Origin of the sequence: Streptosporangium sp. NPDC087985 (assembly GCF_044741965.1) — a bacterium.
Taxonomy (GTDB): domain Bacteria; phylum Actinomycetota; class Actinomycetes; order Streptosporangiales; family Streptosporangiaceae; genus Streptosporangium.
Map to the genome: position 1 here is coordinate 56,840 of NZ_JBIUTQ010000013.1, position 22,149 is coordinate 78,988.

The following is a 22,149-nucleotide window of genomic DNA, read 5'->3' on the forward strand; positions in this document are numbered from 1 at the left end:
CGTCTCGTCCTTTCGGATAAATGAGCGGAGGCTGCCGTGAGCGCGGGCGGCGGTACCAAGGCGATCATCGCGGCGTTGTCGGCCAACCTCGCGATCGCGGTGGCCAAGTTCATAGCCTTCCTGATCACGACGTCCTCGTCGATGCTCGCCGAGTCGATCCACTCCCTCGCCGACTCGGGCAACCAGGTGCTGTTGCTGGTCGGCGGGAAACGGGCGGCGCGGAAGCGGACCCCCGAGCATCCGTTCGGTTACGGCCGGGAGCGCTACTTCTACGCCTTCGTCGTGGCGGTGGTGCTGTTCACGATCGGTGCGCTGTTCTCCCTCTACGAGGGCTGGCACAAGATCAGTGATCCGCATCCGGTGGAGACGCCCCTGGTGGCCTTCGGCGTGCTGATCTTCGCGATCATCGCCGAGGGGTTCTCCTTCCGGACCGCGATCAAGGAGTCCAGGGCGGCCCGTGGCAACCAGTCCTGGGTGCAGTTCATCCGCCGGTCCAAGTCGCCGGAGCTGCCGGTCATCGTGCTGGAGGACCTGGGCGCCCTGGTCGGCCTGGTCCTCGCGCTGGCCGGTGTGACGATGGCCGTGGTCACCGGCGACGGTGTCTGGGACGGCGTCGGCACGATGGCGATCGGCGCCCTGCTCGCCGTCATCGCGGTCATCCTCGCCGTCGAGACCAAGTCACTGCTGATCGGCGAGGGCGCGGGTCCGGAGGTCGAAAAGCAGATCTGCGCCGCCCTGGAGAGCACACCCGAGGTCACCCGGGTCATCCATATGCGCACGCTCCACCTGGGGCCGGAGGAGATCCTGGTCGCCGCGAAGATCGCGGTGGACCACGACGACACGGCCGCGGAGGTGGCCCGCGGGATCGACGAGGCCGAGCAGCGCATCCGCGCCGCCGTCCCGGCGGCCCGCGTCATCTACCTTGAACCCGACATCGACAGATCCAAGATCAATCGCTCCGTCTGACTGTCATCGGGCGGCGGGACGGCTCAGGCGCGTGGGACGACGAGGCCCGACTCGTAGGCGTGGACGACGGCCTGGGTGCGGTCGCGCATGCCGACCAGGCCGTGGCCGTTGGAGGTGTCCCCGGACGGGCCGGGGCCGTCGTCGACGATGCGCAGCACCAGCAGGTCCGGGCGGTAGGTGAGCTCGATCGAGACGCGGGCGCCCGGCGCGTGGATGCGGGCGTTGGTCAGCGCCTCCTGGACGATCCGGTAGGCCGAGACGTCCACGGCCTGCGGCACTGGCACCGCCTCGCCGACCACGTCCAGGTCGGTCACGCCCTCGTGCCGCTCGACCAACTCGGGGAGCCGCGCCAGCCCCGGTTGCGGCGCGGTCTCCGGGGCGGTGGTGACATCGGCGCGGAGCACACCGAGCAGGTGGCGCATCTCGGTGAGCGTGGTGCGCGCGCCAGCTGCGATCTCGGCGAACTCCTGCTTGGTCCGGTCGTCGAGCCCGTCGAGCGTGTAGGGCGCCGTCTCGGCCTGAACGGCGATCTTCGACACGGAGTGGGCCACGATGTCGTGCATCTCGCGGGCGATCCTGGCCCGCTCGGCCATGGCGGCCTGCTCCCTGAGTGTTCCCAAGCCGTCCGCGCGCATCTCCTCGATCTCCGCATGGCTCAGGTGCAGGTTGGCGAGGAGGGTCAGGACGCAGACCAGGGCCGTCCCCAGGAGGACGAAGGGGTTCACGATGCCGACGCCGGTGAACCAGCCGGCCACCAGGAGCAGGATGACGGCCGATCCGCCTGCGGCCCACGCCGCGCCGCGGTTCAACTGCCTGACAATCGTGTAGAAGGACAGCAGGCCGGACGCGGCTAACACGACACCAGGCGTGATCCCGTCGGCGAGCAGGCCGGCGGCACCGACCAGTGTGAGCACGATCACGGACTTCGGGGCGATCCGGCGAGCCATGTGAGGCACCGTCGCCAGGATGCCCATGACGACCTCGATTGCTGAGCTCCCCTCGAAGAGGAGCTCGATGAACAGGGCGAGACAGAGAACACCACCCGCCACTATGTCCAGAAGCAGGAACGAGGTGGGAACGGGGGGTTTCAGATCCTGTATGAAGGATTCCTCGATGAAGGGTTCCTTGAGAGACAGCGGGGTGGTCGGGTCCATGCGGTGAATTGTCGTGATCCGTGGGTCCGGTGTCGTCACTCCTGGGAGCGATCTCACGGGCGGCTCCGCGGGTCGTCTTGGACGCCCCGCGGGGCGCCCCCCTGGAGCAGGCGCAGTGCCTTCTCCTTCTCGAAGTCCAGGGCGCGGCGCGGGGCCTGGAGGCGGCCGATCCGCAGCCCGAGATCCCGTACGGCCTGCGCGACGGTGGGCTCGCTCATCACCCGCAGCGCGAAGGCCAGCTCGGCGGGGGAGATGTCGAACCGCTTCTCCAGCTCGACGCCCTGGGCCACGGCCGACAGCTCCTCGGGGCCGAAACGCCGGTGCGACCCCTGCTCCCGGACCGGCGGGAGCAGGCCGAGCGCCTCGCGATAACGGAGCATGCGAGGCGATATGCCCAGCCGCCTGGCGGCCTCGGTGATCCGCATTCTCCAGCCTCCCCGCAGTTTCTTACATTTTTATGTCAGATTAGCTGCTCCGGAGATGCGCGGAGCCGTATCGCCGCCTAAGCTCACACCGTCGACTTTTCCGGTGGAGCGACGGACCGGGCCCGACGGTGAAGCCGGACCGCGAGGCCAGCGAGGGCATGAGTCGAGCGCGATCATCAATCAGAGGGGTAACACATGGACTTCAAGGTCGCCGACCTTTCCCTTGCGGCCTTCGGGCGCAAGGAGATCCAGCTCGCCGAGCACGAGATGCCGGGCCTGATGGCCATCCGCAAGGAGTATGCCGAGGCCCAGCCTCTGGCCGGTGCGAAGATCATGGGCTCGCTGCACATGACCATCCAGACCGCCGTGCTCATCGAGACGCTGGTCGCGCTCGGTGCCGAGGTCCGCTGGGTGAGCTGCAACATCTTCTCCACCCAGGACCACGCGGCCGCGGCCGTCGTCGTCGGTCCGGACGGCACCGCCGAGGCCCCCCAGGGTGTCCCGGTCTTCGCCTGGAAGGGCGAGACCCTGGAGGAGTACTGGTGGTGCACCGAGCAGGCGCTGGTGTGGCCCGGCGGCGACGGCCCCAACATGATCCTCGACGACGGCGGCGACGCCACCCTGCTCGTCCACAAGGGCGCCGAGTACGAGAAGGCGGGCGCCGTTCCCAGCGCCGGCGAGGACGACGCGGAGGAGTGGAAGATCATCCTTGATCTGCTCCGCCGTACGGTCACCCCCGAGAAGAAGTGGACCGAGATCGCCTCGCGCATCAAGGGCGTCACCGAGGAGACCACCACCGGTGTCCACCGCCTCTACGAGATGTTCAAGGCCGGCTCGCTGCTCTTCCCGGCGATCAACGTCAACGACTCGGTGACCAAGTCGAAGTTCGACAACAAGTACGGCTGCCGCCACTCGGTCATCGACGGCCTCAACCGCGCCACGGACGTGCTGATCGGCGGCAAGGTCGCGGTCGTCGCCGGTTACGGTGACGTCGGCAAGGGCTGTGCCGACGCGCTGCGGGGTCAGGGCGCCCGCGTCATCGTCACCGAGATCGACCCGATCTGCGCGCTCCAGGCCGCCATGGACGGCTTCCAGGTCACCACGCTGGACGAGGTCGTCGGCATCACCGACATCTTCGTCACCACGACCGGCAACTTCAACATCATCACCGCCGACCACATGGCGAAGATGAAGCACAACGCCATCGTGTCCAACATCGGTCACTTCGACAACGAGATCGACATGGCCGGCCTGGCGAAGATCCCGGGCATCGTCAAGACCGAGATCAAGCCGCAGGTCCACACCTGGACCTTCCCCGACGGCCACCAGATCCTGGTGCTCGCCGAGGGCCGCCTGATGAACCTGGGCTGCGCCACCGGTCACCCCTCGTTCGTCATGTCCAACTCCTTCACCAACCAGGTGATCGCCCAGATCGAGCTGTTCACCAAGACCGAGCAGTACCCGATCGGCGTCTACGTGCTGCCCAAGCACCTGGACGAGAAGGTCGCCCGTCTCCACCTCGACGCCCTCGGCGTGAAGCTCACCGCGCTCACCAAGGCTCAGGCGGAGTACATCGGCGTGAACATCGAAGGCCCCTACAAGGCGGACCACTACCGCTACTGACCGACCGTTCCACCGGGCCCCCGCAGGTCTGCGGGGGCCCTTCGGGCAATCTGGGGAGAGACGTGGACAGCGCACTGGTGGCCGCGGGTGAGCGGCGGATCGGGTGGGCGGCGCGGTCGATGCCGGTGCTCACCGCACTCGGGGAGCGGTTCGCGGCCGAGCGGCCGTTCGACGGGCTGCGGATCGCCGCGTGCCTGCACGTGACCGCCGAGACAGCGGTGCTGATGGGCGCGCTGAGGGCGGGCGGGGCGGAGATCACGCTGGCCGCGTCGAACCCGCTGTCCACGCAGGACGACGTCGCCGCCGCGCTGGGCGACTACGGCATCGGTGTGCACGCGCGGGCCGGGGTGGACAGGGAGACCTACTACCGGCACATCCACCGGGCGCTCGACATCTCCCCGGACATCGTCCTCGACGACGGCTGCGACCTGGTCAACATCCTGCACACCGAGCGGACCGAGCTGCTGGAGACGGTCTCCGGCGGGTGCGAGGAGACCACGACCGGCATCATCCGGCTCCGGCAGATGGCGGCCGAGCAGGCGTTGCGGTTCCCGGTCGTGGCAGTCAACGACACCCGGACCAAGCGGATGTTCGACAACCGGTACGGCACCGGCCAGTCCACCCTCGACGGCATCATGCGCGCCACCAACACCCTGCTGGCAGGCAAGATCGTGGTGGTCGCCGGGTTCGGCTACTGCGGCCGGGGCGTCGCCGAGCGGGCCAGGGGCCTGGGCGCCCGGGTGGTGGTCACCGAGATCGACCCGGTCAAGGCCCTGGACGCCACGCTGCAGGGATACGACGTGCAGACGATGGTCGGCGCCGCCCGGATCGGAGACGTGTTCGTCACGGTCACCGGCAACCGCGACGTGATCAGGGGCGAGCACCTGGCGGTGATGAAGGACGGCGCCATCCTGGCCAACGCCGGCCACTTCGACGTCGAGATCGACGTCCGGGCCCTGGACGAGCTGGCGCAGGCGGTGCATCCCGGCGTCCGCCCCAACACCGACGAGTACGTCCTCGCCGACGGCCGCAGGCTCCTGCTGATCGCCGAGGGTCGCCTGGTGAACCTGACGGCCGCGGAAGGGCACCCGGCCGCCGTCATGGACATGTCCTTCTCCGCGCAGGCGCTCGCGGTCGCATGGCTGGCCCGTGAGCGGGCGGGGCTGGCGCCCGGCGTCTACGACGTGCCGCAGGAGGTCGACGTGGAGGTGGCCCGGCTCAAGCTGGCCGCCGCCGGGATCGAGGTGGACGCCCTCACCCCCGAGCAGGAGAGGTATCTCCACTCCTGGCGGCTCGGCTCGTAGTCCTTCCGCGGGCCCGGCTCACAGCTCCGCCAGCATCTCCTGCATCCTGCGGATCTCGGCGCTCTGGGTGGCGGTGACGTCGTTGGCCAGCTCCTCGACCTTGATGTGCGAGCCGCCGATCAGGACCTCTTCGGACATGGTCAGCGCGCCCTGGTGGTGGGCGCTCATCAGGGTGAGGAAGAGCTGGTCGAACTCCTTGCCGGAGGCGGCCCTGAGGGCCTCCATCTGCGCGGGGGTGGCCATGCCCGGCATGCCCGCGTGGTCGGCGTGGTGGCCCGGCGCCTTCTGGCCCTGCTGCTGCAGCCAGGTCGTCATGTACTGGATCTCCGGCCCCTGGGCGTCCTTGATGCGCGAGGCCAGGCTCTTGAGCGTGTCGGAGCCGGCCCGTGTCGGAGCCAGGACCGCCATGTCGATCGCCTGCCGGTGATGGGAGATCATGTCTCGCATGTACTTCACGTCCACCGCGTTGGCGGTGGGCGCGGGCACGGCCGTCGCGGCCTCGCTCGGGCTGATCGTCCTGGCGGGCTCGCCCGGCCTGCCGGGTGCCAGGATCGGCGCCGTCGACTGCGCGAGGGGCTGTGCTGGGGCGGTGCTGCACGCGCTGAGAGACAGGGCGGCGACCACAACGACGAGCGCGACGCGCACCCGACCTCCTCGAACTTCCTGAAGCTGCTTTGACCGAAAACCTTAGACTTTCCCGGGCATTGGGGTAAAGACGACAAATCGGAAAAACTTGCTGACACTGTGAAGGCTTGCCTGACTGGCCGGTCAGGATGAACGATTCAGTCATTTATGCGACCTTTATGGCGCATATGGCAAGGAGGTTCATAAGTGATCACCCCCCGTAGGAAGGGCCTGACCGGCCGGATCCTCATGGTGGCGGGAGTCGTGGCGGCGATGTCGCTGTCCATGGCGCCCGCTCAGGCCGACGGCATCCCCGCCCCCGGCGAGATCGTCATGAGCTCGAACATGACGCACGTGACGAACGTCCCGAAGCCGGCCGGGCTGACGGACATCAATAGCGACATGGCCTTCCAGGGCGACTACGCCTACGTCGGCAACTACAGCGGCTTCTCCATCTACGACATCAAGAACCCGAAGAAGACCTCGCTCGTGAGCTCGGTGGTCTGCCCGGGCGGTCAGATGGACATGGCCGTCTACGGCAACCTGCTCTTCGGCGCGGTCGACTCCTCCCGTAACGACGACTCCTGCAACAGCAAGGCGCAGAGCGCGTCGATCAAGAGCTCGTGGGAGGGCATCCGGATCTTCGACATCAGCGACAAGAAGAGCCCCAAGTACATCAAGTCGGTCGAGACCGACTGTGGCTCGCACACCCTGACTCTCGTCCCCGGCAAGGGCGAGGACAAGGGGAACATGTACGTCTACGTCTCCTCCTACAGCCCCTCGGCGAGCTTCCCCGACTGCCAGCCGCCGCACGACAAGATCTCGATCGTCAAGGTGCCGCTGGGCAACCCGACCGAGGCCGCCGTCGTCAACACCCCGGTCCTCTTCCCTGACGGGGGCCACCCGGGCAACAGCCTGCCCTACCCCTACCGCCAGTCCGCGACGACCGGCTGCCACGACATCACCGCCTACCCGGAGAGGGACATCGCGGCCGGCGCCTGCATGGGCAACGGCATCCTGATGGACATCTCCGACCCGGTGAACCCGAAGGTCACCGCGACGGCCCGTGACGACGCCAACTTCGCGTTCTGGCACTCGGCGACGTTCAACAACGACGGCACCAAGGTCATCTTCACCGACGAGCTCGGTGGCGGCAGCGCGGCCACCTGCAACGAGGCGATCGGCCCGAACCGCGGCGCCAACGCCTACTTCGACATCGTGAACGGCCAGCTCGAGTTCAGGAGCTACTTCAAGATCCCGCGCCACCAGGCCGACACCGAGAACTGCGTCGCGCACAACGGCTCGCTGATCCCGGTCAAGGGCAAGGACATCATGGTCCAGGCCTGGTACCAGGGTGGCATCTCGGTCGTGGACTTCACTGACTCCAGCAACCCGCACGAGATCGCCTTCTTCGAGCGCGGTCCCGACAACACCGCCCCCGCCCTGAGCGGTGGCTTCTGGTCCTCCTACTACTACAACGGCTACATCTACGGTAGCGACTTCAACCTGGGCCTCGACGTCGTGGAGATCAACGACCCGCGCACCAACCAGGGCAAGAGCTTCAAGTTCGACATCATGAACGCGCAGACACAGGGCGCGTACGGTCACGGCAGCAACTACGGTCAGTAGTCATCGCCTGAGAAGGGCGGCGGGGATTCCCATCCCCGCCGCCCTTTCTCACGCCTGTACGGATTTCACGCCCGTACGGAGCGGGCACCCCGGCTCAGGCGGGCGGGACGAAGCCGCCGGCGGTGGGGCCGGGAGCCGTGCCGGGAGGCGGCGGTACGGGTGGCGCGGCCAGGGGGCCCGGCGCCGGTCGGCCCTGCGGTTGGTAGGGCGCCGGCTGGACGGGCCGCTGCCGGGCACCGGCCTGGTCTGCGAGCCGTACGTGATCACGGCGGCGGCGCTCGGCCAGGACGGCGGTCAGGTAGGCGAACGGCGGCACCCCCGGCGGCGGGGGCGGGGAGACGAAGACCGCCATCTCGGTGGCGATGCGCACGCCCATCTCGTGCCGGACGGCCGGGGCCAGGTCGTGCCAGCGCGTGAGGTACTGCCTCGCGGTGGCGGCGATGTTCTCGGGCAGCCGGGACAGCTCCAGTGTCGCCGCCCACGCGGCGAGCGGCGCGGGCATCTCCAGCGGCGGGCCGTACTGTCTCGGGCCGCGCTCGGAGATCACGATGGTGCCCGCGAAGATGTCGCCGAGCCGCTTGCCCCTCTCCGAGATCAGCGAGCTGATCAGGGCGGGCGCGCCGCTGAGCAGCCAGAACTCCAGCACTCCGGCCAGCCCGCGGAACAGGGCCTGCCGGAACCGTTCCGGGCCGCCGTCGTCGCTGACCACCCGGAGCCCGAGGGCCAGCTTGCCCAGGCTGCGTCCGCGCGAGAGCGTCTCGAAGATCACCGGGTAGCCGACGAGCACGAGCACGGTGAGCACGATGTAGATCATCGTCAACAGCGCCTGGTCGGCGTCGAAGGCCAGGCCGCCGACCAGGAGGGACACGCCTGTCAGCGTCACGATCTGGACCACCACGTCGATGAGCAGCGCCGCGGCCCTGCTCGGAAGCTGGGCGACCCGGACTTCGACGACAACGGCCTCGCCGGTTACGACATCGGACACACCCAGCACCCTACCCGTGACGGGCCGGGACAGGCCGGGCCTCTCCTGTCCGGACGCCTGAGCGGCCGACGACGCACGCCGCAGGTCGCCTGATACCTGACTTGCATCCAGATAAACGACTGAATACCCTCCGTGTAATCGATTACATGGAGGGTCGATGGCGCGTATCAAAGACGTGGCCGCACATGCGGGCGTCTCCGTCGCCACGGTCTCCCGGGTCCTGAATGACAGCCCCTCGGTGACGGAGGAGACCCGGACCCGCGTCTACGGCGCGATGAGAGAGCTCCACTACGTTCCCAACGCGGTGGCACGCTCGCTGCGTACCGAGGCGACCAGGACCCTCGGGCTGATCATCGGCGACATCGTCAACCCGTTCTTCGCGGAACTCGCCGGAGCGGTTGAGGCCGCGGCGCGCGCGGCCGGTTACACGGTGATCATCGGCAACGCCGACGAGCGGGCCGAGGAACAGGACCACTACGTGCGCACCCTCCTGGAGCGGCGGGTGGACGGCCTGCTGATCTGTCCCACCGCCGAGGTCACGCCGCTGGTCGAGGAGATCGCACGCTCCGGGGAGCCACTGGTCTTCCTGGACCGCACCCTCCCCGGGGTGCACGTGCCGTCGGTCCGAGTCGACGGCACCGACGCCATCAGGGCACTGGTCGCCCATCTGCGGGAACTCGGGCACCGGCGGATCGCCTTCATTTCGGGGCCGTCCAGGCTGTCCACGGGCAGGGAGCGGACCGAGGCGTTCCTCGCGGCGATGGCCGGGCACGGCCTGGAGATCCGGCCGGAGTACATCGAGGCCGGCGACTTCCGGTCGGGCAGCGGTCGCGCGCTCACCGCCAGGTTCCTCGACCTGCCGGAGCCGCCAGAAGTGATCTTCGTGGGCGACAACCTGATGACTCTCGGCGCGCTGGACGAGATACGGGCCCGCGGCCTGCGCGTCCCTGACGATGTGGCTCTGGCGTCCTTCGACGACGTGGCGTGGTTTCCGCACGTCAGCCCTCCGGTGACCGCGATCAGCCAGCCCGCCGCCGAGCTCGGCAGACGGGGGGTGGGAGTCATTCTCGACCGCCTCGCGGGGCGGCCCGCCGAGTCGGTGATCATCCCCGCACTGCTGGTGGTCCGCCGATCATGCGGGGAAGAGGGGAGGGGCCGTGCGGCACCGGGCCGCGTTCCCTCCCCAGTGCCAGTGCCAGTGTCAGTGCCAGAGCCGGAGCCCGAGGTCTCCACGTTGGAAGGATTCAGATGACCGCATACGGCGACGGCGTCACGCCCGTCCCCTCCGAGGAAGGCCGCCGGGACGACACGGCGCAGCCGTACGAGCTGATCGTCGTAGGGTCGGTGAACGCCGACCTGGTGGTCCGCGTCGACCGGCGCCCCCTGCCCGGTGAGACGGTGATCGGTTCGGACCTGGCCACCTATCCCGGTGGAAAGGGCGCCAACCAGGCCGTCGCGGCGGCCCGGCTCGGCGCTCGCGTGGCCCTGCTCGGCAGGATCGGCTCCGACGGCAACGGCGAGTTCCTGCGTAAGGCACTGGACGGCGACGGGGTGGACCTGAGCCATCTCACCGAGACCCCGGGGTCCACCGGCATCGCCCTGATCACCGTGGGGTCGGACGGGAACAACAGCATCATCGTGTCGCCGGGGGTCAACGCACGGCTGAGCGAGAACGACATCGCCGCCGCCGCGGGCCTGCTGGCTTCGGCGCGAGTCGTCTCCCTGCAGCTGGAGAGCCCTCTCGCCACGGTTGTGGCCGCCGCCCGGACGGCGGCCCGGGTGGTCTTCAACCTGTCGCCCCCCGCGGTGGTCCCCGACGACCTGCTCGCGGTCTGCGACCCGCTCGTCGTCAACGAACACGAGGCCGCTCTCCTGCTCGGTGCGCCCGGCGTCCCCGACCGGCAGGCGAAGGCCCTGCTCGCCCTCGGTCCCCGCTCGGTGGTCCTCACACTGGGAGCCGACGGCGCGGTCGTCGCCGAGCCGGGCGGGGTCACCGCGGTGCCGAGTCCTCAGGTGGAGGCCGTCGACACCACCGGCGCCGGTGACGCGTTCACCGGAGCGCTGGCCTGGCGTCTGGCCAGGGGTGACGACCTGGTCACCGCCACCGCCTTCGCGGTCCGGGTGGGTGCCGCCTCCGTGCGCGAGCCCGGCGCGCAGAGTTCTTACCCGTATCCGGAGGATCTGGAGGGACTCTGAGCCGCACGGGAGTGCTCAACGCCGCACTGTCAGGTGCGGCCGACTCCTGATCCCTGACGGGACCGCCTGATCATTCCGGCGGAACGGGAGATGTGGATACGCTTCCCGCGTGGACATCGACGCCTTCGTCAGCGCGCACCGGCCGGTCTGGGACCGCCTGGAGGACCTCATCCGGCGCCGGAGATCGCTGGACGGCGCCGAGATCGACGAGCTCGTGGACCTCTACCAGCGGGTCGCCACCCATCTGTCCATCGTGCGGTCCGGGGCGGCCGATCCGATCCTGGTGGGCCGCCTGTCGGCACTGGTCGCCCGGGCCCGGTCGGCGGTGACCGGCGCGCACGCTCCCGCCTGGCGGGAGGCCGTCCGGTTCTTCACGGTCTCCTTCCCGGTGGTCGCCTACCGTGCCCGCTGGTGGTGGCTCGGTACGACCGCGGCATTTGTCCTGGTCTCCGTGGTCGTCGCCGTCTGGGTGGCGCGTGATCCCGCGGTCCAGGCCGCGATCGCCACGCCCGCGGAGATCACCCGGCTCGTCGACCACGACTTCGCCGACTACTACTCCGCGCATCCCGCCGCCTCGTTCGCCGGGCAGGTCTGGGTCAACAACGCCTGGGTCTCGATACAGGTCATCATGATGGCCCTCCTGCTCGGCCTGCCGATCCCCTACATCCTGTGGCAGAACGCGGCCAACGTGGCGTTCTCCGCGGGGCTGATGGCTTCGCGTGGCAAGCTGGACATCTTCTTCGGCCTGATCACCCCGCACGGCCTGCTGGAGCTGACCGCGGTGTTCCTCGCCGCGGCCGTGGGCATGCGCCTCGGCTGGACGGTCATCGCCCCCGGTCCCCGGAGACGTGGCGAGGTCCTCGCCGAGCAGGGCAGGGCCGTCATGAGCGTGGCCATCGGACTGGTCGTCGTGCTGTTGGTCTCCGGGCTGATTGAGGGGCTGGTCACCCCCTCGGGCCTGCCCACCTGGGCGCGCATCGGCATCGGAGTGATCGCCGAGGGAGCCTTCCTCGCCTACGTGATCTTCTTCGGCCGCCGCGCCCTGGCCGCCCGGGAGACCGGTGACCTGGAGCGGGCACCCGATCTTGCGCCGAGTGCCGGGTAGGGACGGGCGGCGACCGGTGCCGGGCGGATGCCGAGGGGTCGGTCAGAGGCGGCCCGCGGCCTTCAGCGCCAGGTAGGCGTCGGCCAGGGCGGGGGCGATCTGCTCCGGGGCCGCGTCCACCACCTCCACGCCCTGGTGGCGCAGCCGGGCGGTGATCCTGCGCCGGTCGGCGTTCAGGTGCTCCGCCGCCGCCGCGTTGTAGACCAGCTCGGGGGTGCCGCGCCCGGCCGCCATCGCGGCCACCTGCGGATCGGATACGGCGGCGAGAAGCACCAGGTGCCGTGCGGAGAGCCGGGGGAGCATCGGCAGTAGCCCCTCCTCCAGCGACGCCGAGTTCAGGTCGGTGAGCACGACGACCAGGCAGCGCCGCTTGGCCCGTGCCAGGACGGCCGCGACCATGCCGGCCGAGTCGGCCTCGACGAGCTCGGCCTCCAGCGGAGCCATGGTGTTGACCAGCGACGACAGCATTTCGGTACGGCCGGCACCGGACACCCAGGCACGCACCGCACGGTCGTAGGCCAGGAAGTCCACCCGGTCACCGGCACGGGTGGCCAGCGCGGCCAGCAGCAGCGCCGCGTCCATCGACCAGTCCAGCCGGGGCCAGCCCGGCACGACCGCCGCCCCGCCGTACGGGCCTCCGGTCCCGGGCATCTCACCGGCCAGCGGGATGGGGGCCGTCCCCACCCGGCCGGCCGAGGTGCGCCCGGTGTCCAGGACGATCAGGACCCTCCGGTCGCGTTCGGGACGCCAGGTGCGGACCACGACGTCGTTGCGGCGGGCGGTGGCCCGCCAGTCGATCGAACGGACGTCGTCGCCCACCACGTACTCGCGGAGCGAGTCGAACTCGGTGCCCTGCCCCCTGACCATCGACGGATGCCGGCCTTCCAGCTCCCTGAGCCGGGACAGCTTGGCGGGCAGATGCCTGCGGCTGAGGAACGGCGGCAGCACCCGCACCGACCACGGCACCCGGTGGGAGCCCTGGCGAGCCGCGATGCCCAGCGGGCCCAGCGTGCGCACCGTGACCGTGACCGCCTCGCGGTCACCCCGGCGGGTGGGGGTGAGCGTCGTGACGAGGCGGCGGCGCTCGCCGGGGGGCACGTCCAGCGGCAGGTGCCGCGGGGTGGCCCCGGCCGAGGGGGGCCAGGCGTCCCGGAGCAGGCCCCGGGCCCGGCGGGATCCGGGGTTCTCCACGATCAGCTCGACCGTGGCGGACTCGCCGAGCCGTACCAGCCGGTCGCCCGAGCGGGTGAACCGCAGCGGCCGCACGCCCGCGGCCAGCAGCAGGTCCACCGCGACCAGCGCCAGGAGCAGCAGTGCCACCCCGGCCACGGCCGGTCCCGGCCGGGGCGCGAACAGCACGACCAGCGTGCCGAGCAGGGCCAGCAGGGCGGCCCGTCCTGTCAGTGCCATCGTCTCAGCGGGGGACGGGGACGGAGGCGAGGATGGCGTCGATCAGGCCGTCGGGGGTCGCGCCCTCCAGCTCGGCCTCGGGACGGAGCTGGATCCGGTGCCGCATCGCCGGCCTGGCCAGCGCCTTGACGTCGTCCGGGGTCACGTAGGAGCGGCCGGACAGCCAGGCCCACGCCCGTGCGCCGGCCAGCAGCGCGGTGGCGCCACGCGGTGAGACGCCGAGCTGGAGCGACGGCGACTGGCGGGTGGCCCTGGCGATGTCCACGATGTAGCCGAGCACCTCGGGGCCGGCGTGCACCCGGCTGACGGCCGAGCGCCCGGCGTCCAGGTCGGCGATGGTGGCCACGGCCTTGATCTGCGACAGGTCGCGCGGGTCGAAGCCCCGCGCGTGCCGTTCCAGCACCGCGATCTCCTGGTCGCGGGGCGGCAGCGGCACGGTCAGCTTGAGCAGGAACCGGTCGAGCTGCGCCTCGGGGAGCTGGTAGGTGCCCTCGTACTCGACCGGGTTCTGGGTCGCGGCCACGATGAACGGCTCGGGCAGCTCGTGTGGCCTGCCGTCCACGCTGACCTGCCGCTCCTCCATCGCCTCCAGCAACGCGGCCTGCGTCTTGGGGGGCGTCCGGTTGATCTCGTCGGCGAGCAGCAGGTTGGTGAAGACCGGGCCCTGGCGGAACTCGAACTCCGATGTCTTCGCGTCGTAGATCAGGGAACCGGTGACGTCGCCCGGCATCAGGTCGGGGGTGAACTGCACCCGCTTGAAGTCCAGCGAGAGCGCCGCAGCCAAGGTTCTGACCAGCAGTGTCTTGGCGACGCCCGGCACGCCTTCGAGCAGCACGTGCCCCCGGCAGAGCAGCGCGATCACCAGCCCGGTGACCACGGCGTCCTGGCCGACGACGGCCTTGGCGACCTCGGCGCGCAGGTTCCCCAGCGCCTCCCTGGCGGTGTCCGCATCGGGGGCAGTCCCGGCGGCGAGGGGTGTCTCCGCCCAGTCGCCGCTGTCCGGTGGCATGGTCACGAGGACTCCTCCGCCGGCTCCGGGAGCACGGTGCCGCCGTTCCCGGCGGCCCGCTCGCTACGCTCGCTCATCACTCTCTGACCTGCCTCTCCAACATGTCCAGATATGTGGCCAGGGCTACCAGCCCTGCCTCGTCAGCCGGCGGCGGGCCGTACAGGGCGGCGGCCACGTGGAAGGCCGCCTGTCCGGTCCGTCCGGCGATCGCGTCGACCTTCGCTTCCGGACCGGCCGCCGAGGGTAGCCCGAGCCGGGGGGTGACCCGGTCGGTGAAACCCGCGCGCAGGGCGGCGGCGGCCCGGTCGCGGGCATGCCTGGCCCGGTAGAGCCTGGCCCGGCCCTCCACGGTCTCGGCGGCCCTGACCACGACGGGCAGCCGCTCCGCCACCACCGGGCCGAGCCGGCGGCCCTGCCAGAGTGCCAGCAGGAAGACCACGACGGCCAGCTGTACCACGGCCCACCTGACGCCGCCGGGAATCAGCTCGGAGAAGCTCTGCTCCCCCGGGACCGGGCCCTCGGTGGTCTCGGGGGCCGTCAGCCAGATCAGCGAGGGCTTGGCCCCGGCCAGGTTCATCGCCAGCGCGGCGTTGCCGTCCTCGGCCAGCCGCAGGTTGGTCATGAACCGGCCGTCGCCCACGACCGTGATCGTCCTGTCCCCGTCCGGGTAGCGGACCAGGGTGGGCGCGCCACCGGCGGGGTAGCAGCCGGTCGCTCCCGGAGGGGCGGTGAAGACGGCGCCGCCCATGTAGGCGCTGCCCGCCCCGGCCGCCGCTCGCAGCGCGCACCGGGGCTCGCGGGACCGTGTCCGGACCGTCTCGGCGGAGCTCACGCCCGGCGCGAGCAGTTCCTGGTACCGCTGCGCGCCGACCACGAGCCGGTCGGCGGAGAGCGCGCCGAGCCGCCGGGCCTCCGCCTCGGTGAGGAAGGAGGTGTCGCTGAGCAGCAGGGTGCTTTCCCCGGAGTCGGCGGCCTCCGCCTCGGCGACCGAGGTGACCCGCCTGACTTCCACGTCGTGGGCCCGCAGCAGCTGGGTCAGGCCCTTGCCACCGGACAGCGAGGTGTCGGCGGGGTCGAGCGGGCGGCTCTCGCCGGAGCCGCCGCCGAGCAGCACGCCGACGACGGCGCTGACGACCACGATGAGCGCGACGAGGAGGATGCCCCGGCCGCCGCGCCACAGGCTCGCGGCGGTGGGCGAGGTGGACGCCGAGCCCTTCTCCGGGGCGGTGGCGAGGTTCATGAGGAGGCCGCCTCCGTCGCGGTGCCGAGCGCCGGCCGGGCCGTGCGCAGCCGTCCGTCGAGGTCACGCAGCACTCCGTAGGCCTCGGCGGTGCCCGGCACCTCACCGTAGGTCACGTCGTCGAACACCCGCGCCGCGGCGGTCAGCTCGGCGGCGAACTCGGGCAGTGCGCGCCCGGCCTCGGCGGCGAGTTCGTCTGCGGTACGGCCGGGCATGGAGTCGACGATGGCGCGGTCCTCCAGATCTCGCGCGACGGCCCTGAGCCGCTCGCGTACGGCCTCGGCCCACCGGCCCTCTCCGGCCAGCCGTTCGGCGGCCTCGCGATGCTCGGCGGCGGTGCGGCGACGGTCTCCGAAGATCCCTTCCCGGTGCGCCGTGCCGTTCCTGGAGACCCTGCGCGCGATCATGACCACCGCGACGACGGCGGCGGCGACGATCACGGCCAGGACGGCCCACGCGGTCACGCTCCCGACGATGCCAATGCTCTGCTGGTCCAGCAGGTCGCCGAGGAACTGGTCCACGGCCCGGATGGCACGGTCGATGAGGGATTCCTTGGCGTATTCGGATCTGAGGAGTTCCTGGGCCGCCTCGCGCCGGGCTCGCCCGCGGTCGATGTCGATCGGGGATGCCAGGAGTGCCGGGTAGGTCAGGAGTGGGACCACGGGGCTCCCTGAGCGGCCTGGTCGTGCCGGGGTGGCCCGCCGGGCGTGATGGACGGGTCCCACAGGTCGTCGGCCGACGCGTGCACCCAGCCCTGCCGCTGCTGCTCGATCGCCGCGGTCTGCAGCACCAGGTCGAACGCCTCGGCGCGCATCCGCCGGTCGGCGTAGAGCAGGCCGTGGACCCCGGCCTGGAACGGATAGGTGATCATCGCGCCGACGGTGCCACCGACGGCGATCAGGAGCGCTGTGGCGATCTGCGAACCGGTGGAGCCTCTGCCGAAGAGGCCGACGAAGGTTCCCGCGAGGGTGAAGGGGACGGAGATCACCGCGCTGATCACGCCCGCGATGAGCTGGGTCAGCAGCAGGATGCCGAGCGTCCGCCAGAAGCCGCCGCTCACCAGGGTCCAGGACCTGCGCAGAGAGGCGAGGACACCGCGCCGTTCCAGCACCGCCACGGACGCCGCGAGCGCCAGGCGGGTGGTGATGAAGAGCGTGTAGGCGAGGAAACCCAGTGCCGCCACCACGCCCAGCAGGAAAAACGGCCCGGAGTCGGCGCCCGCCGACATCAGGGCCCAGAGGAGCGCGACGATCAGCGCCAGCGGCAGCAGCAGGATCAGCATGCTGACGATCACCAGCCCGAACAGGGTGGGCACCCGGCCCCGGGTCAGCCGCCAGGCCTCGCCCACCGTCGTCCTGCCGCCGAAGACCGCTCTGCCCAGGATCCGGGTCAGCACACCGGTGAGAAGGGTGACCGCGACGAACTGCACCGCGATGGAGATCAGCGATCCGGCGTACTGGCTGAGGAAACCCACGTCCGGGGAGTTCCCCAGGGTATCGGGGTGTGCCAGTGCGGTGCCCAACCTGCCGAGCAGGACCGCCTGGCCGACTGCCACCGGGATCGCCCCGACCGCGGCGACGATCGTCGACAGGCCCAGGACGGCCTTGGGGTTGGAGCGGATCAGCTTGATCGCGCCGTCGAGGATGTCGCCGAGGCCGAGCGGGCGTAGCGGGATGATCCCCGGCCGCAGTGCGGGAGGCGGCATGCGGTAGCCGTACGGCTGCTGGCCGTACTGGCCGGGCTGGTACGGGGGAGCCTGCCCGCCGTAGGGCTGCTGCGGAGGCGGTGGTGGTGGTGCCCCGGGAGCGGAGCCGGGCGCGGTCCACGGCGATCCCGGGACGTTGCCGTAGGGCGGAGGTTGGTTGGACGCCCAGCCGGGTGGCGTGTCGGGAGTGGAGCCGTGGCCGTCTGACATATCCCAATCCTGACATGTGGACACACCGATTGTGGTGATGGGGCGATCACGTCGAGGTTTCACCCCGCAAGGGATCGCCGGAGATGCCGGAGGGATGGCCGAGACACCGTTGTTTACTCCAGACTGGGGATGTGGCCACCTCCGCTTGGCGTTCGCAGTCGTCAGGGCCGGGGGCCGGCCATGCCGGGGGACTGCTGTGCGCTTTACGTTGCGTGTGCCTAAAATTCGGTATTTGGACGGTTGGTCGTCGACCGGTGTCGTCCAGTAGCCGGACAAGGGTAATCTTCGACCACCGTGCCGTTTATCCCAAAGACTCCCAAACTGCGTAAAACGAATGAGGGGCCATGAAAGGACGCGTGCTGGTCGTCGACGACGACGCCGCTCTCGCCGAGATGCTCGGCATCGTGCTGCGCGGGGAGGGTTTCGAACCTTCCTTCGTCTCCGACGGGGACAAGGCACTCGACGCGTTCCGCGACACCCGGCCCGATCTGGTCCTGCTCGACCTGATGCTGCCCGGTGCCGACGGCATCGACGTTTGCCGCCGTATCCGTGCCGAGTCGGGGGTGCCGATCGTCATGTTGACGGCCAAGAGCGACACCATCGACGTCGTCCTCGGCCTGGAGTCCGGAGCCGACGACTACATCGTCAAGCCGTTCAAGCCCAAGGAACTGGTGGCGCGGGTGCGGGCGCGGCTGCGCCGCACCGACGAGCCGACACCGGAGATCCTGCAGATCGGCGACATCACCATCGACGTCGCCGGGCACTCGGTCAAGCGTGACGAGGAGACCATCAATCTCACTCCGCTGGAGTTCGACCTGCTGGTCGCGCTGGCCCGCAAGCCACGTCAGGTCTTCACCCGCGAGGTCCTGCTGGAGCAGGTCTGGGGATACCGGCACGCGGCCGACACCCGCCTGGTCAACGTGCACGTCCAGCGGCTCCGCGCCAAGATCGAAAAGGACCCCGAGCACCCCGAGATCGTGGTGACGGTCCGCGGGGTCGGCTACAAGGCCGGCCCGGCTTAGCCTGCGCGGATCCCTCGGGACCGGGACATGTCTTCTCCGCGGAAGAAGCGCCGCCGGACCCCGCGCCAGGTGGCGCGGGGTATCCGCCGGTGGGCCCGCCGCGCCGCGGGAGGTGTGCGCCGGGTCTGGCGGCGCTCCCTGCAGCTCCGCGTGGTCACCAGCACGATGGTCATCTCCATCGCGGTGGTCGCCGTACTCGGCCTCTTCCTCATGCAGCAGATCATCTCGACCACGCTGGAGGCCCGGGAACGCGCGGCGAAGAGCGAGGCTCAGGCCGACAGGAACGCGGTGCTCGGTTACCTGAACCAGCCGCCCGGCGACGTCTCCAAGCCGTCCGTCTACTCGGGCGACGGGCTCCAGCGGGGCGGGGACAGCCCGCTCAGCCAGGCGATCTACGCCCTCGCCGGACGCGCCGGCTCCGCTCCCCGCTACTCGGTGCTCGCCCGCAACGACAACCAGCCGGGGGAGTTCTACGGCACCACGAACATCGATCCGAGGAGCATTCCGCCCGGGCTGCGCGAAGAGGTGTTCAAAAAGGAGGCCGGCGAGGACAGCACCCACTACGGGGACCTGTACTACGAGGGCAGGCGTGAGCCGGTGCGGGGCATGGTCATCGGCACCCGCCTCGACACCTCCGGGACCATACTGGACAGCGGATACGAGATCTATCACCTGATCCCGCTGGACAAGGAGGAGGAGACCCTCAACTCGGTCCTGCGGATGCTCGTCGTCGTCGGGGTCGCCCTGGTGCTGCTGCTGGCGGCCATCGCCTCGCTGGTCACCCGCCAGGTGGTCACGCCGGTACGGCTGACGCGGCAGGCCGCCGAGCGGCTGGCCGCCGGCCGCCTGGACGAGCGGTTGAAGGTCCGGGGCGAGGACGACCTGGCCCGCCTGGCCGCCTCTTTCAACGAGATGGCCGCCAATCTGACGTTGAAGATCCACCAGCTGGAGGAGCTCTCCCACGTTCAGCGGCAGTTCGTCTCCGACGTCTCGCACGAGCTGCGCACCCCGCTGACCACCGTCCGGATGGCCGCCGACCTCCTCTACGACGCCCGCGAGGACTTCGACCCGATGGCCGCCCGCTCGGCCGAGCTGATGCAGAACCAGCTCAACAGGTTCGAGTCGATGCTCGCCGACCTGCTGGAGATCAGCCGTTACGACGCGGGCGCGGCCGAGCTGGACGTCGACCCGGTGGACGTCAGGGACGTGGTGCTGCGCGCGGTCGCCGACTCCGAGGCGCTGGCCGAACGTCACTCCACCCGGTTCGACCTGCGCCTGCCGAGCGAGCCCTGCATGGCCGAGATGGACAGCCGCCGGGTCGAGCGCATCCTGCGCAACCTGCTGTTCAACGCGATCGAGCACGGAGAGGGCCGGGACATCGTCGTCTCGGTCGGCGCGGACCGGGACGCGGTGGCGGTGGCCGTACGGGATCACGGGGTGGGGCTCAAACCGGGCGAGGAGAACATGGTCTTCGACCGGTTCTGGCGTGCCGACCCGTCGCGGGCCCGGACCATCGGCGGCACCGGCCTGGGCCTGGCGATCTCCCGCGAGGACGCGATGCTGCACGGAGGCTGGCTCCAGGCGTGGGGGGCGCCGGGAGAGGGGTCGCAGTTCCGGCTCTCCCTGCCGCGGGTGGCCGGGGCGCCACTGCGCGGTTCGCCGCTGTCGCTGGTCCCGCCGGAGGTGGAGATGCGGCGGACGTGGCGGGGGCACATGACCCCGGTGCTGTCGCCGGCGATCGCCGACGGGGGGAACGATGCGGTCTAAGACAGGAAGGCGGGTGGGCGCGGTCGGCCTGGCCGCTCTGCTGACCTGGGGTGGGGCGGCGTGCTCCGTCATCCCCACCGGGGGCAAGGCGATCGCGGTGGACAACGAGCGCAAGGGCAATCCGCTGGGTGACCCGTACGCACGGGTGATCGCCATGCCGCCGAGGGCGGACTGGTCGGCCGAGGAGGTCGTCACCGGGTTCAGGGCCGCGATGGCGAGCGTCGACGACCTCCGGCGTGAGGTCGCGCGCAAGTACCTCACCGACGACTTCGCCCAGAAGTGGAACCCGCGGAGCGGGGTGACGGTCTACAAGCAGGAGGAATACGTACCCGCGGACGAGGGGGAGGAGAAGACCCGGGTCACGCTCAAGGGCACCGTGACGGCGATGATCGACCAGGACGGCCGTTACTGGCCGAAGAACACCACCCTGAACGAGCCCTTCACCCTCGTGAAGGGAGCGGACGGGTGGCGGATCAGCTCGGCCCCCGACGGGCTGATGCTGTCGGAGGCCGACGTCGACCGCGCCTACCTCAAGGTGGATCTCTACTTCCTGGACTCGGCGTGGAAGGGCCTGGTGGTCGAGCAGGTCCGGGTGCCGATCGACCCCTCCTCGAACTTCGCCAAGACGACGGTCGAGCGGCTGCTCAAGGGGCCGACCAGCCTGCTCAGGAAGGCGGTGAACTCCGCCTTCCGGCCGGGCACCGAGCTCATCGACGTCACCACCGAGAACAACCGTGTCGTCGTCGACCTGACCAAGCCGGTCGACTCCGACCGGATCGCCCCGATGTCGGCGCAGCTCGCCGCGACACTCTCCAACCTCACCAACGGTGGCTGGGGCTTCGAGGTCAAGGTGAAGGGCGAGCCGTACTACTCCGACACCCCGATGCAGATCGACGCCCAGGAGCAGTCGGACTTCGACCCCTGGATGACTCCCAGCGAGGTCCATCCCTACTACCTGGCCGGCGGCGCGCTGTGGCTGCTGGGCAAGGAGAACGTCGGCCATCGGGTGCAGGGCAGTGCGGGCGAGATGGACGGCACGCGCACCCGGCCGGCGATCAGCTACCAGGGACAGGTGGCCGCCCTGTCGAAGGACGGAAAGAAGATCTCGGTCGCACCGCTCACCGCGGACGGCGAGTGGCAGGACTGGGTCATCGGCGACTCCCTCACCCCGCCCTCATGGGACCGCTACGACACGCTGTGGACGGTCAACCGGCTCGACGACCACACCTCGCAGGTGCTCCGGATCGAGCGTGACCGTAAGCCGTACCCGGTCGCGGCGCCCGGCCTGGACACGGCCTACGTCAAGGCGCTCAAGGTCGCGCGGGACGGGGTGCACGTCGCGGTGGTGGTAAAGGACGACCTGGAGGAACAGGTCAAGATCGGCACGATCGTCGGCTGGGAGGGCGACACCAGGATCACCGATCTGCAGTCCGTGGTGTCCGGTGACAGCGGCCAGACGATCAAGGACATCGCGTGGAAGGACGGCAAGTCCCTCTACGTGCTCACCGGCAAGTCCGAGCTCCTGGAGGCCTCGGTCACCGACGAGCCCAAGTCGCTGGCCTCCAACTCCCGGATCGAGACCATCACCGCCCTGGACGGCTCCCTGCTGGCCGGGGCGAAGGACGACAACGGCAACCGTCAGGTCCTTTCCTGGAACCGCAACTCCGCCAAGTGGGAACCCCTGGTCAAGGACGAGAGCGGATCCACGACCTTCACCGAGAAGGACGGGCCCTCCTCCCCGGTCTACCCCCTGGGATAAGCCGTCTGTCGGTGGC

19 protein-coding genes are annotated in these 22,149 nt (G+C 70.2%); 10 read left to right on the plus strand and 9 right to left on the minus strand.

Annotated elements, in window-relative coordinates; all coding sequences use genetic code 11:
* Positions 1–36 precede the first annotated feature (36 nt).
* Entirely contained in the window at positions 37–966 is a 930-nt protein-coding gene (locus ACIN94_RS22345) for a cation diffusion facilitator family transporter (RefSeq protein WP_400708935.1), read from the plus strand.
* Positions 967–989: 23 nt separating this feature from the next.
* Here the strand turns inward: ACIN94_RS22345 and ACIN94_RS22350 are convergent, their stop codons facing one another.
* Positions 990–2,120 carry a sensor histidine kinase gene (locus ACIN94_RS22350; protein ID WP_400708937.1) on the minus strand — a complete coding sequence of 377 codons (1,131 nt, stop codon included), beginning with the start codon at positions 2,118–2,120 and terminating at the stop codon, positions 990–992.
* A 53-nt stretch (positions 2,121–2,173) separates the two neighbouring features.
* Positions 2,174–2,545: a MerR family DNA-binding transcriptional regulator gene (locus ACIN94_RS22355; protein ID WP_400708939.1), complete on the minus strand. Its 372-nt coding sequence runs from the start codon at positions 2,543–2,545 to the stop codon at positions 2,174–2,176.
* Positions 2,546–2,740: 195 nt separating this feature from the next.
* Here ACIN94_RS22355 and ahcY point away from each other — a divergent pair, with 195 nt between their 5' ends.
* Positions 2,741–4,168: an adenosylhomocysteinase gene (gene ahcY / locus ACIN94_RS22360; protein ID WP_400708941.1), complete on the plus strand. Its 1,428-nt coding sequence runs from the start codon at positions 2,741–2,743 to the stop codon at positions 4,166–4,168.
* A gap of 62 nt (positions 4,169–4,230) precedes the next feature.
* Positions 4,231–5,472, plus strand: a complete 1,242-nt coding sequence (locus tag ACIN94_RS22365; RefSeq protein WP_400708943.1) for an adenosylhomocysteinase — start codon at positions 4,231–4,233, stop codon at positions 5,470–5,472.
* Between the two features lie 18 nt (positions 5,473–5,490).
* Here the strand turns inward: ACIN94_RS22365 and ACIN94_RS22370 are convergent, their stop codons facing one another.
* Positions 5,491–6,117 (minus strand): DUF305 domain-containing protein, encoded by a 627-nt coding sequence (locus ACIN94_RS22370; protein ID WP_400708946.1) that lies wholly within the window; start codon positions 6,115–6,117, stop codon positions 5,491–5,493.
* 186 nt (positions 6,118–6,303) lie between these two features.
* On the opposite strand from ACIN94_RS22370, the gene ACIN94_RS22375 reads away from it, so the two are divergent.
* Positions 6,304–7,725, plus strand: coding sequence for an LVIVD repeat-containing protein (locus ACIN94_RS22375; RefSeq protein WP_400708949.1), 1,422 nt, complete (start codon positions 6,304–6,306; stop codon positions 7,723–7,725).
* 94 nt (positions 7,726–7,819) lie between these two features.
* Here the strand turns inward: ACIN94_RS22375 and ACIN94_RS22380 are convergent, their stop codons facing one another.
* Complete coding sequence (locus ACIN94_RS22380; protein ID WP_400708952.1) at positions 7,820–8,710, minus strand: RDD family protein; 891 nt, start codon at positions 8,708–8,710, stop codon at positions 7,820–7,822.
* 157 nt (positions 8,711–8,867) lie between these two features.
* On the opposite strand from ACIN94_RS22380, the gene ACIN94_RS22385 reads away from it, so the two are divergent.
* From ACIN94_RS22385 to ACIN94_RS22395, 3 genes are all read left to right on the plus strand, one after another.
* The gene (locus ACIN94_RS22385) at positions 8,868–9,962 is read left to right on the plus strand and encodes a LacI family DNA-binding transcriptional regulator (RefSeq protein WP_400708955.1); all 1,095 of its coding nucleotides are present in this window, start codon (positions 8,868–8,870) and stop codon (positions 9,960–9,962) included.
* Entirely contained in the window at positions 9,959–10,906 is a 948-nt protein-coding gene (locus ACIN94_RS22390; protein ID WP_400708958.1) for a ribokinase, read from the plus strand. Before ACIN94_RS22385 ends, ACIN94_RS22390 begins: the two co-directional genes overlap by 4 nt.
* Positions 10,907–11,015: 109 nt before the next feature.
* Positions 11,016–12,011 (plus strand): stage II sporulation protein M, encoded by a 996-nt coding sequence (locus ACIN94_RS22395; protein ID WP_400708961.1) that lies wholly within the window; start codon positions 11,016–11,018, stop codon positions 12,009–12,011.
* A gap of 42 nt (positions 12,012–12,053) precedes the next feature.
* Here ACIN94_RS22395 and ACIN94_RS22400 read toward each other — a convergent pair whose 3' ends face one another.
* The 5 genes from ACIN94_RS22400 to ACIN94_RS22420 all read right to left on the minus strand — a co-directional run bounded on the left by ACIN94_RS22400 (position 12,054) and on the right by ACIN94_RS22420 (position 17,585).
* Positions 12,054–13,421, minus strand: a complete 1,368-nt coding sequence (locus tag ACIN94_RS22400; protein ID WP_400708964.1) for a DUF58 domain-containing protein — start codon at positions 13,419–13,421, stop codon at positions 12,054–12,056.
* Positions 13,422–13,425: 4 nt separating this feature from the next.
* Positions 13,426–14,430, minus strand: a complete 1,005-nt coding sequence (locus ACIN94_RS22405) for an AAA family ATPase (protein WP_400709231.1) — start codon at positions 14,428–14,430, stop codon at positions 13,426–13,428.
* 76 nt (positions 14,431–14,506) lie between these two features.
* Positions 14,507–15,670 carry a DUF4350 domain-containing protein gene (locus tag ACIN94_RS22410; RefSeq protein WP_400708967.1) on the minus strand — a complete coding sequence of 388 codons (1,164 nt, stop codon included), beginning with the start codon at positions 15,668–15,670 and terminating at the stop codon, positions 14,507–14,509.
* Positions 15,667–16,332: a DUF4129 domain-containing protein gene (locus ACIN94_RS22415; protein ID WP_400708970.1), complete on the minus strand. Its 666-nt coding sequence runs from the start codon at positions 16,330–16,332 to the stop codon at positions 15,667–15,669. Before ACIN94_RS22415 ends, ACIN94_RS22410 begins: the two co-directional genes overlap by 4 nt.
* Positions 16,317–17,585, minus strand: coding sequence for a hypothetical protein (locus ACIN94_RS22420; RefSeq protein ID WP_400708973.1), 1,269 nt, complete (start codon positions 17,583–17,585; stop codon positions 16,317–16,319). The genes ACIN94_RS22415 and ACIN94_RS22420 overlap by 16 nt, the downstream gene beginning before the upstream one ends.
* A 344-nt stretch (positions 17,586–17,929) precedes the next feature.
* Here ACIN94_RS22420 and mtrA point away from each other — a divergent pair, with 344 nt between their 5' ends.
* From mtrA to ACIN94_RS22435, 3 genes are read left to right on the plus strand one after another with little or no spacing between them, the layout of a single operon-like run.
* Positions 17,930–18,607, plus strand: coding sequence for an MtrAB system response regulator MtrA (mtrA, locus tag ACIN94_RS22425; RefSeq protein WP_012888151.1), 678 nt, complete (start codon positions 17,930–17,932; stop codon positions 18,605–18,607).
* Positions 18,608–18,634: 27 nt separating this feature from the next.
* Positions 18,635–20,374, plus strand: coding sequence for an MtrAB system histidine kinase MtrB (mtrB, locus tag ACIN94_RS22430; protein WP_400708977.1), 1,740 nt, complete (start codon positions 18,635–18,637; stop codon positions 20,372–20,374).
* Positions 20,364–22,133: an LpqB family beta-propeller domain-containing protein gene (locus ACIN94_RS22435; RefSeq protein WP_400708980.1), complete on the plus strand. Its 1,770-nt coding sequence runs from the start codon at positions 20,364–20,366 to the stop codon at positions 22,131–22,133. Before mtrB ends, ACIN94_RS22435 begins: the two co-directional genes overlap by 11 nt.
* Positions 22,134–22,149: the final 16 nt, after the last annotated feature.

Coding starts and splice junctions, on each gene's coding strand:
- ACIN94_RS22385 (WP_400708955.1), top strand. CDS start 8,868: ATGGCGCGTATCAAAGACGTGGCCGCACATGCGGGCGTCTCCGTCGCC.
- ACIN94_RS22400 (WP_400708964.1), bottom strand. CDS start 13,421: ATGGCACTGACAGGACGGGCCGCCCTGCTGGCCCTGCTCGGCACGCTG.
- ACIN94_RS22390 (WP_400708958.1), top strand. CDS start 9,959: ATGACCGCATACGGCGACGGCGTCACGCCCGTCCCCTCCGAGGAAGGC.
- ACIN94_RS22435 (WP_400708980.1), top strand. CDS start 20,364: ATGCGGTCTAAGACAGGAAGGCGGGTGGGCGCGGTCGGCCTGGCCGCT.
- ACIN94_RS22350 (WP_400708937.1), bottom strand. CDS start 2,120: ATGGACCCGACCACCCCGCTGTCTCTCAAGGAACCCTTCATCGAGGAA.
- mtrA (WP_012888151.1), top strand. CDS start 17,930: ATGAAAGGACGCGTGCTGGTCGTCGACGACGACGCCGCTCTCGCCGAG.
- ACIN94_RS22355 (WP_400708939.1), bottom strand. CDS start 2,545: ATGCGGATCACCGAGGCCGCCAGGCGGCTGGGCATATCGCCTCGCATG.
- ACIN94_RS22420 (WP_400708973.1), bottom strand. CDS start 17,585: ATGTCAGACGGCCACGGCTCCACTCCCGACACGCCACCCGGCTGGGCG.
- ACIN94_RS22410 (WP_400708967.1), bottom strand. CDS start 15,670: ATGAACCTCGCCACCGCCCCGGAGAAGGGCTCGGCGTCCACCTCGCCC.
- ACIN94_RS22405 (WP_400709231.1), bottom strand. CDS start 14,430: ATGCCACCGGACAGCGGCGACTGGGCGGAGACACCCCTCGCCGCCGGG.
- mtrB (WP_400708977.1), top strand. CDS start 18,635: ATGTCTTCTCCGCGGAAGAAGCGCCGCCGGACCCCGCGCCAGGTGGCG.
- ahcY (WP_400708941.1), top strand. CDS start 2,741: ATGGACTTCAAGGTCGCCGACCTTTCCCTTGCGGCCTTCGGGCGCAAG.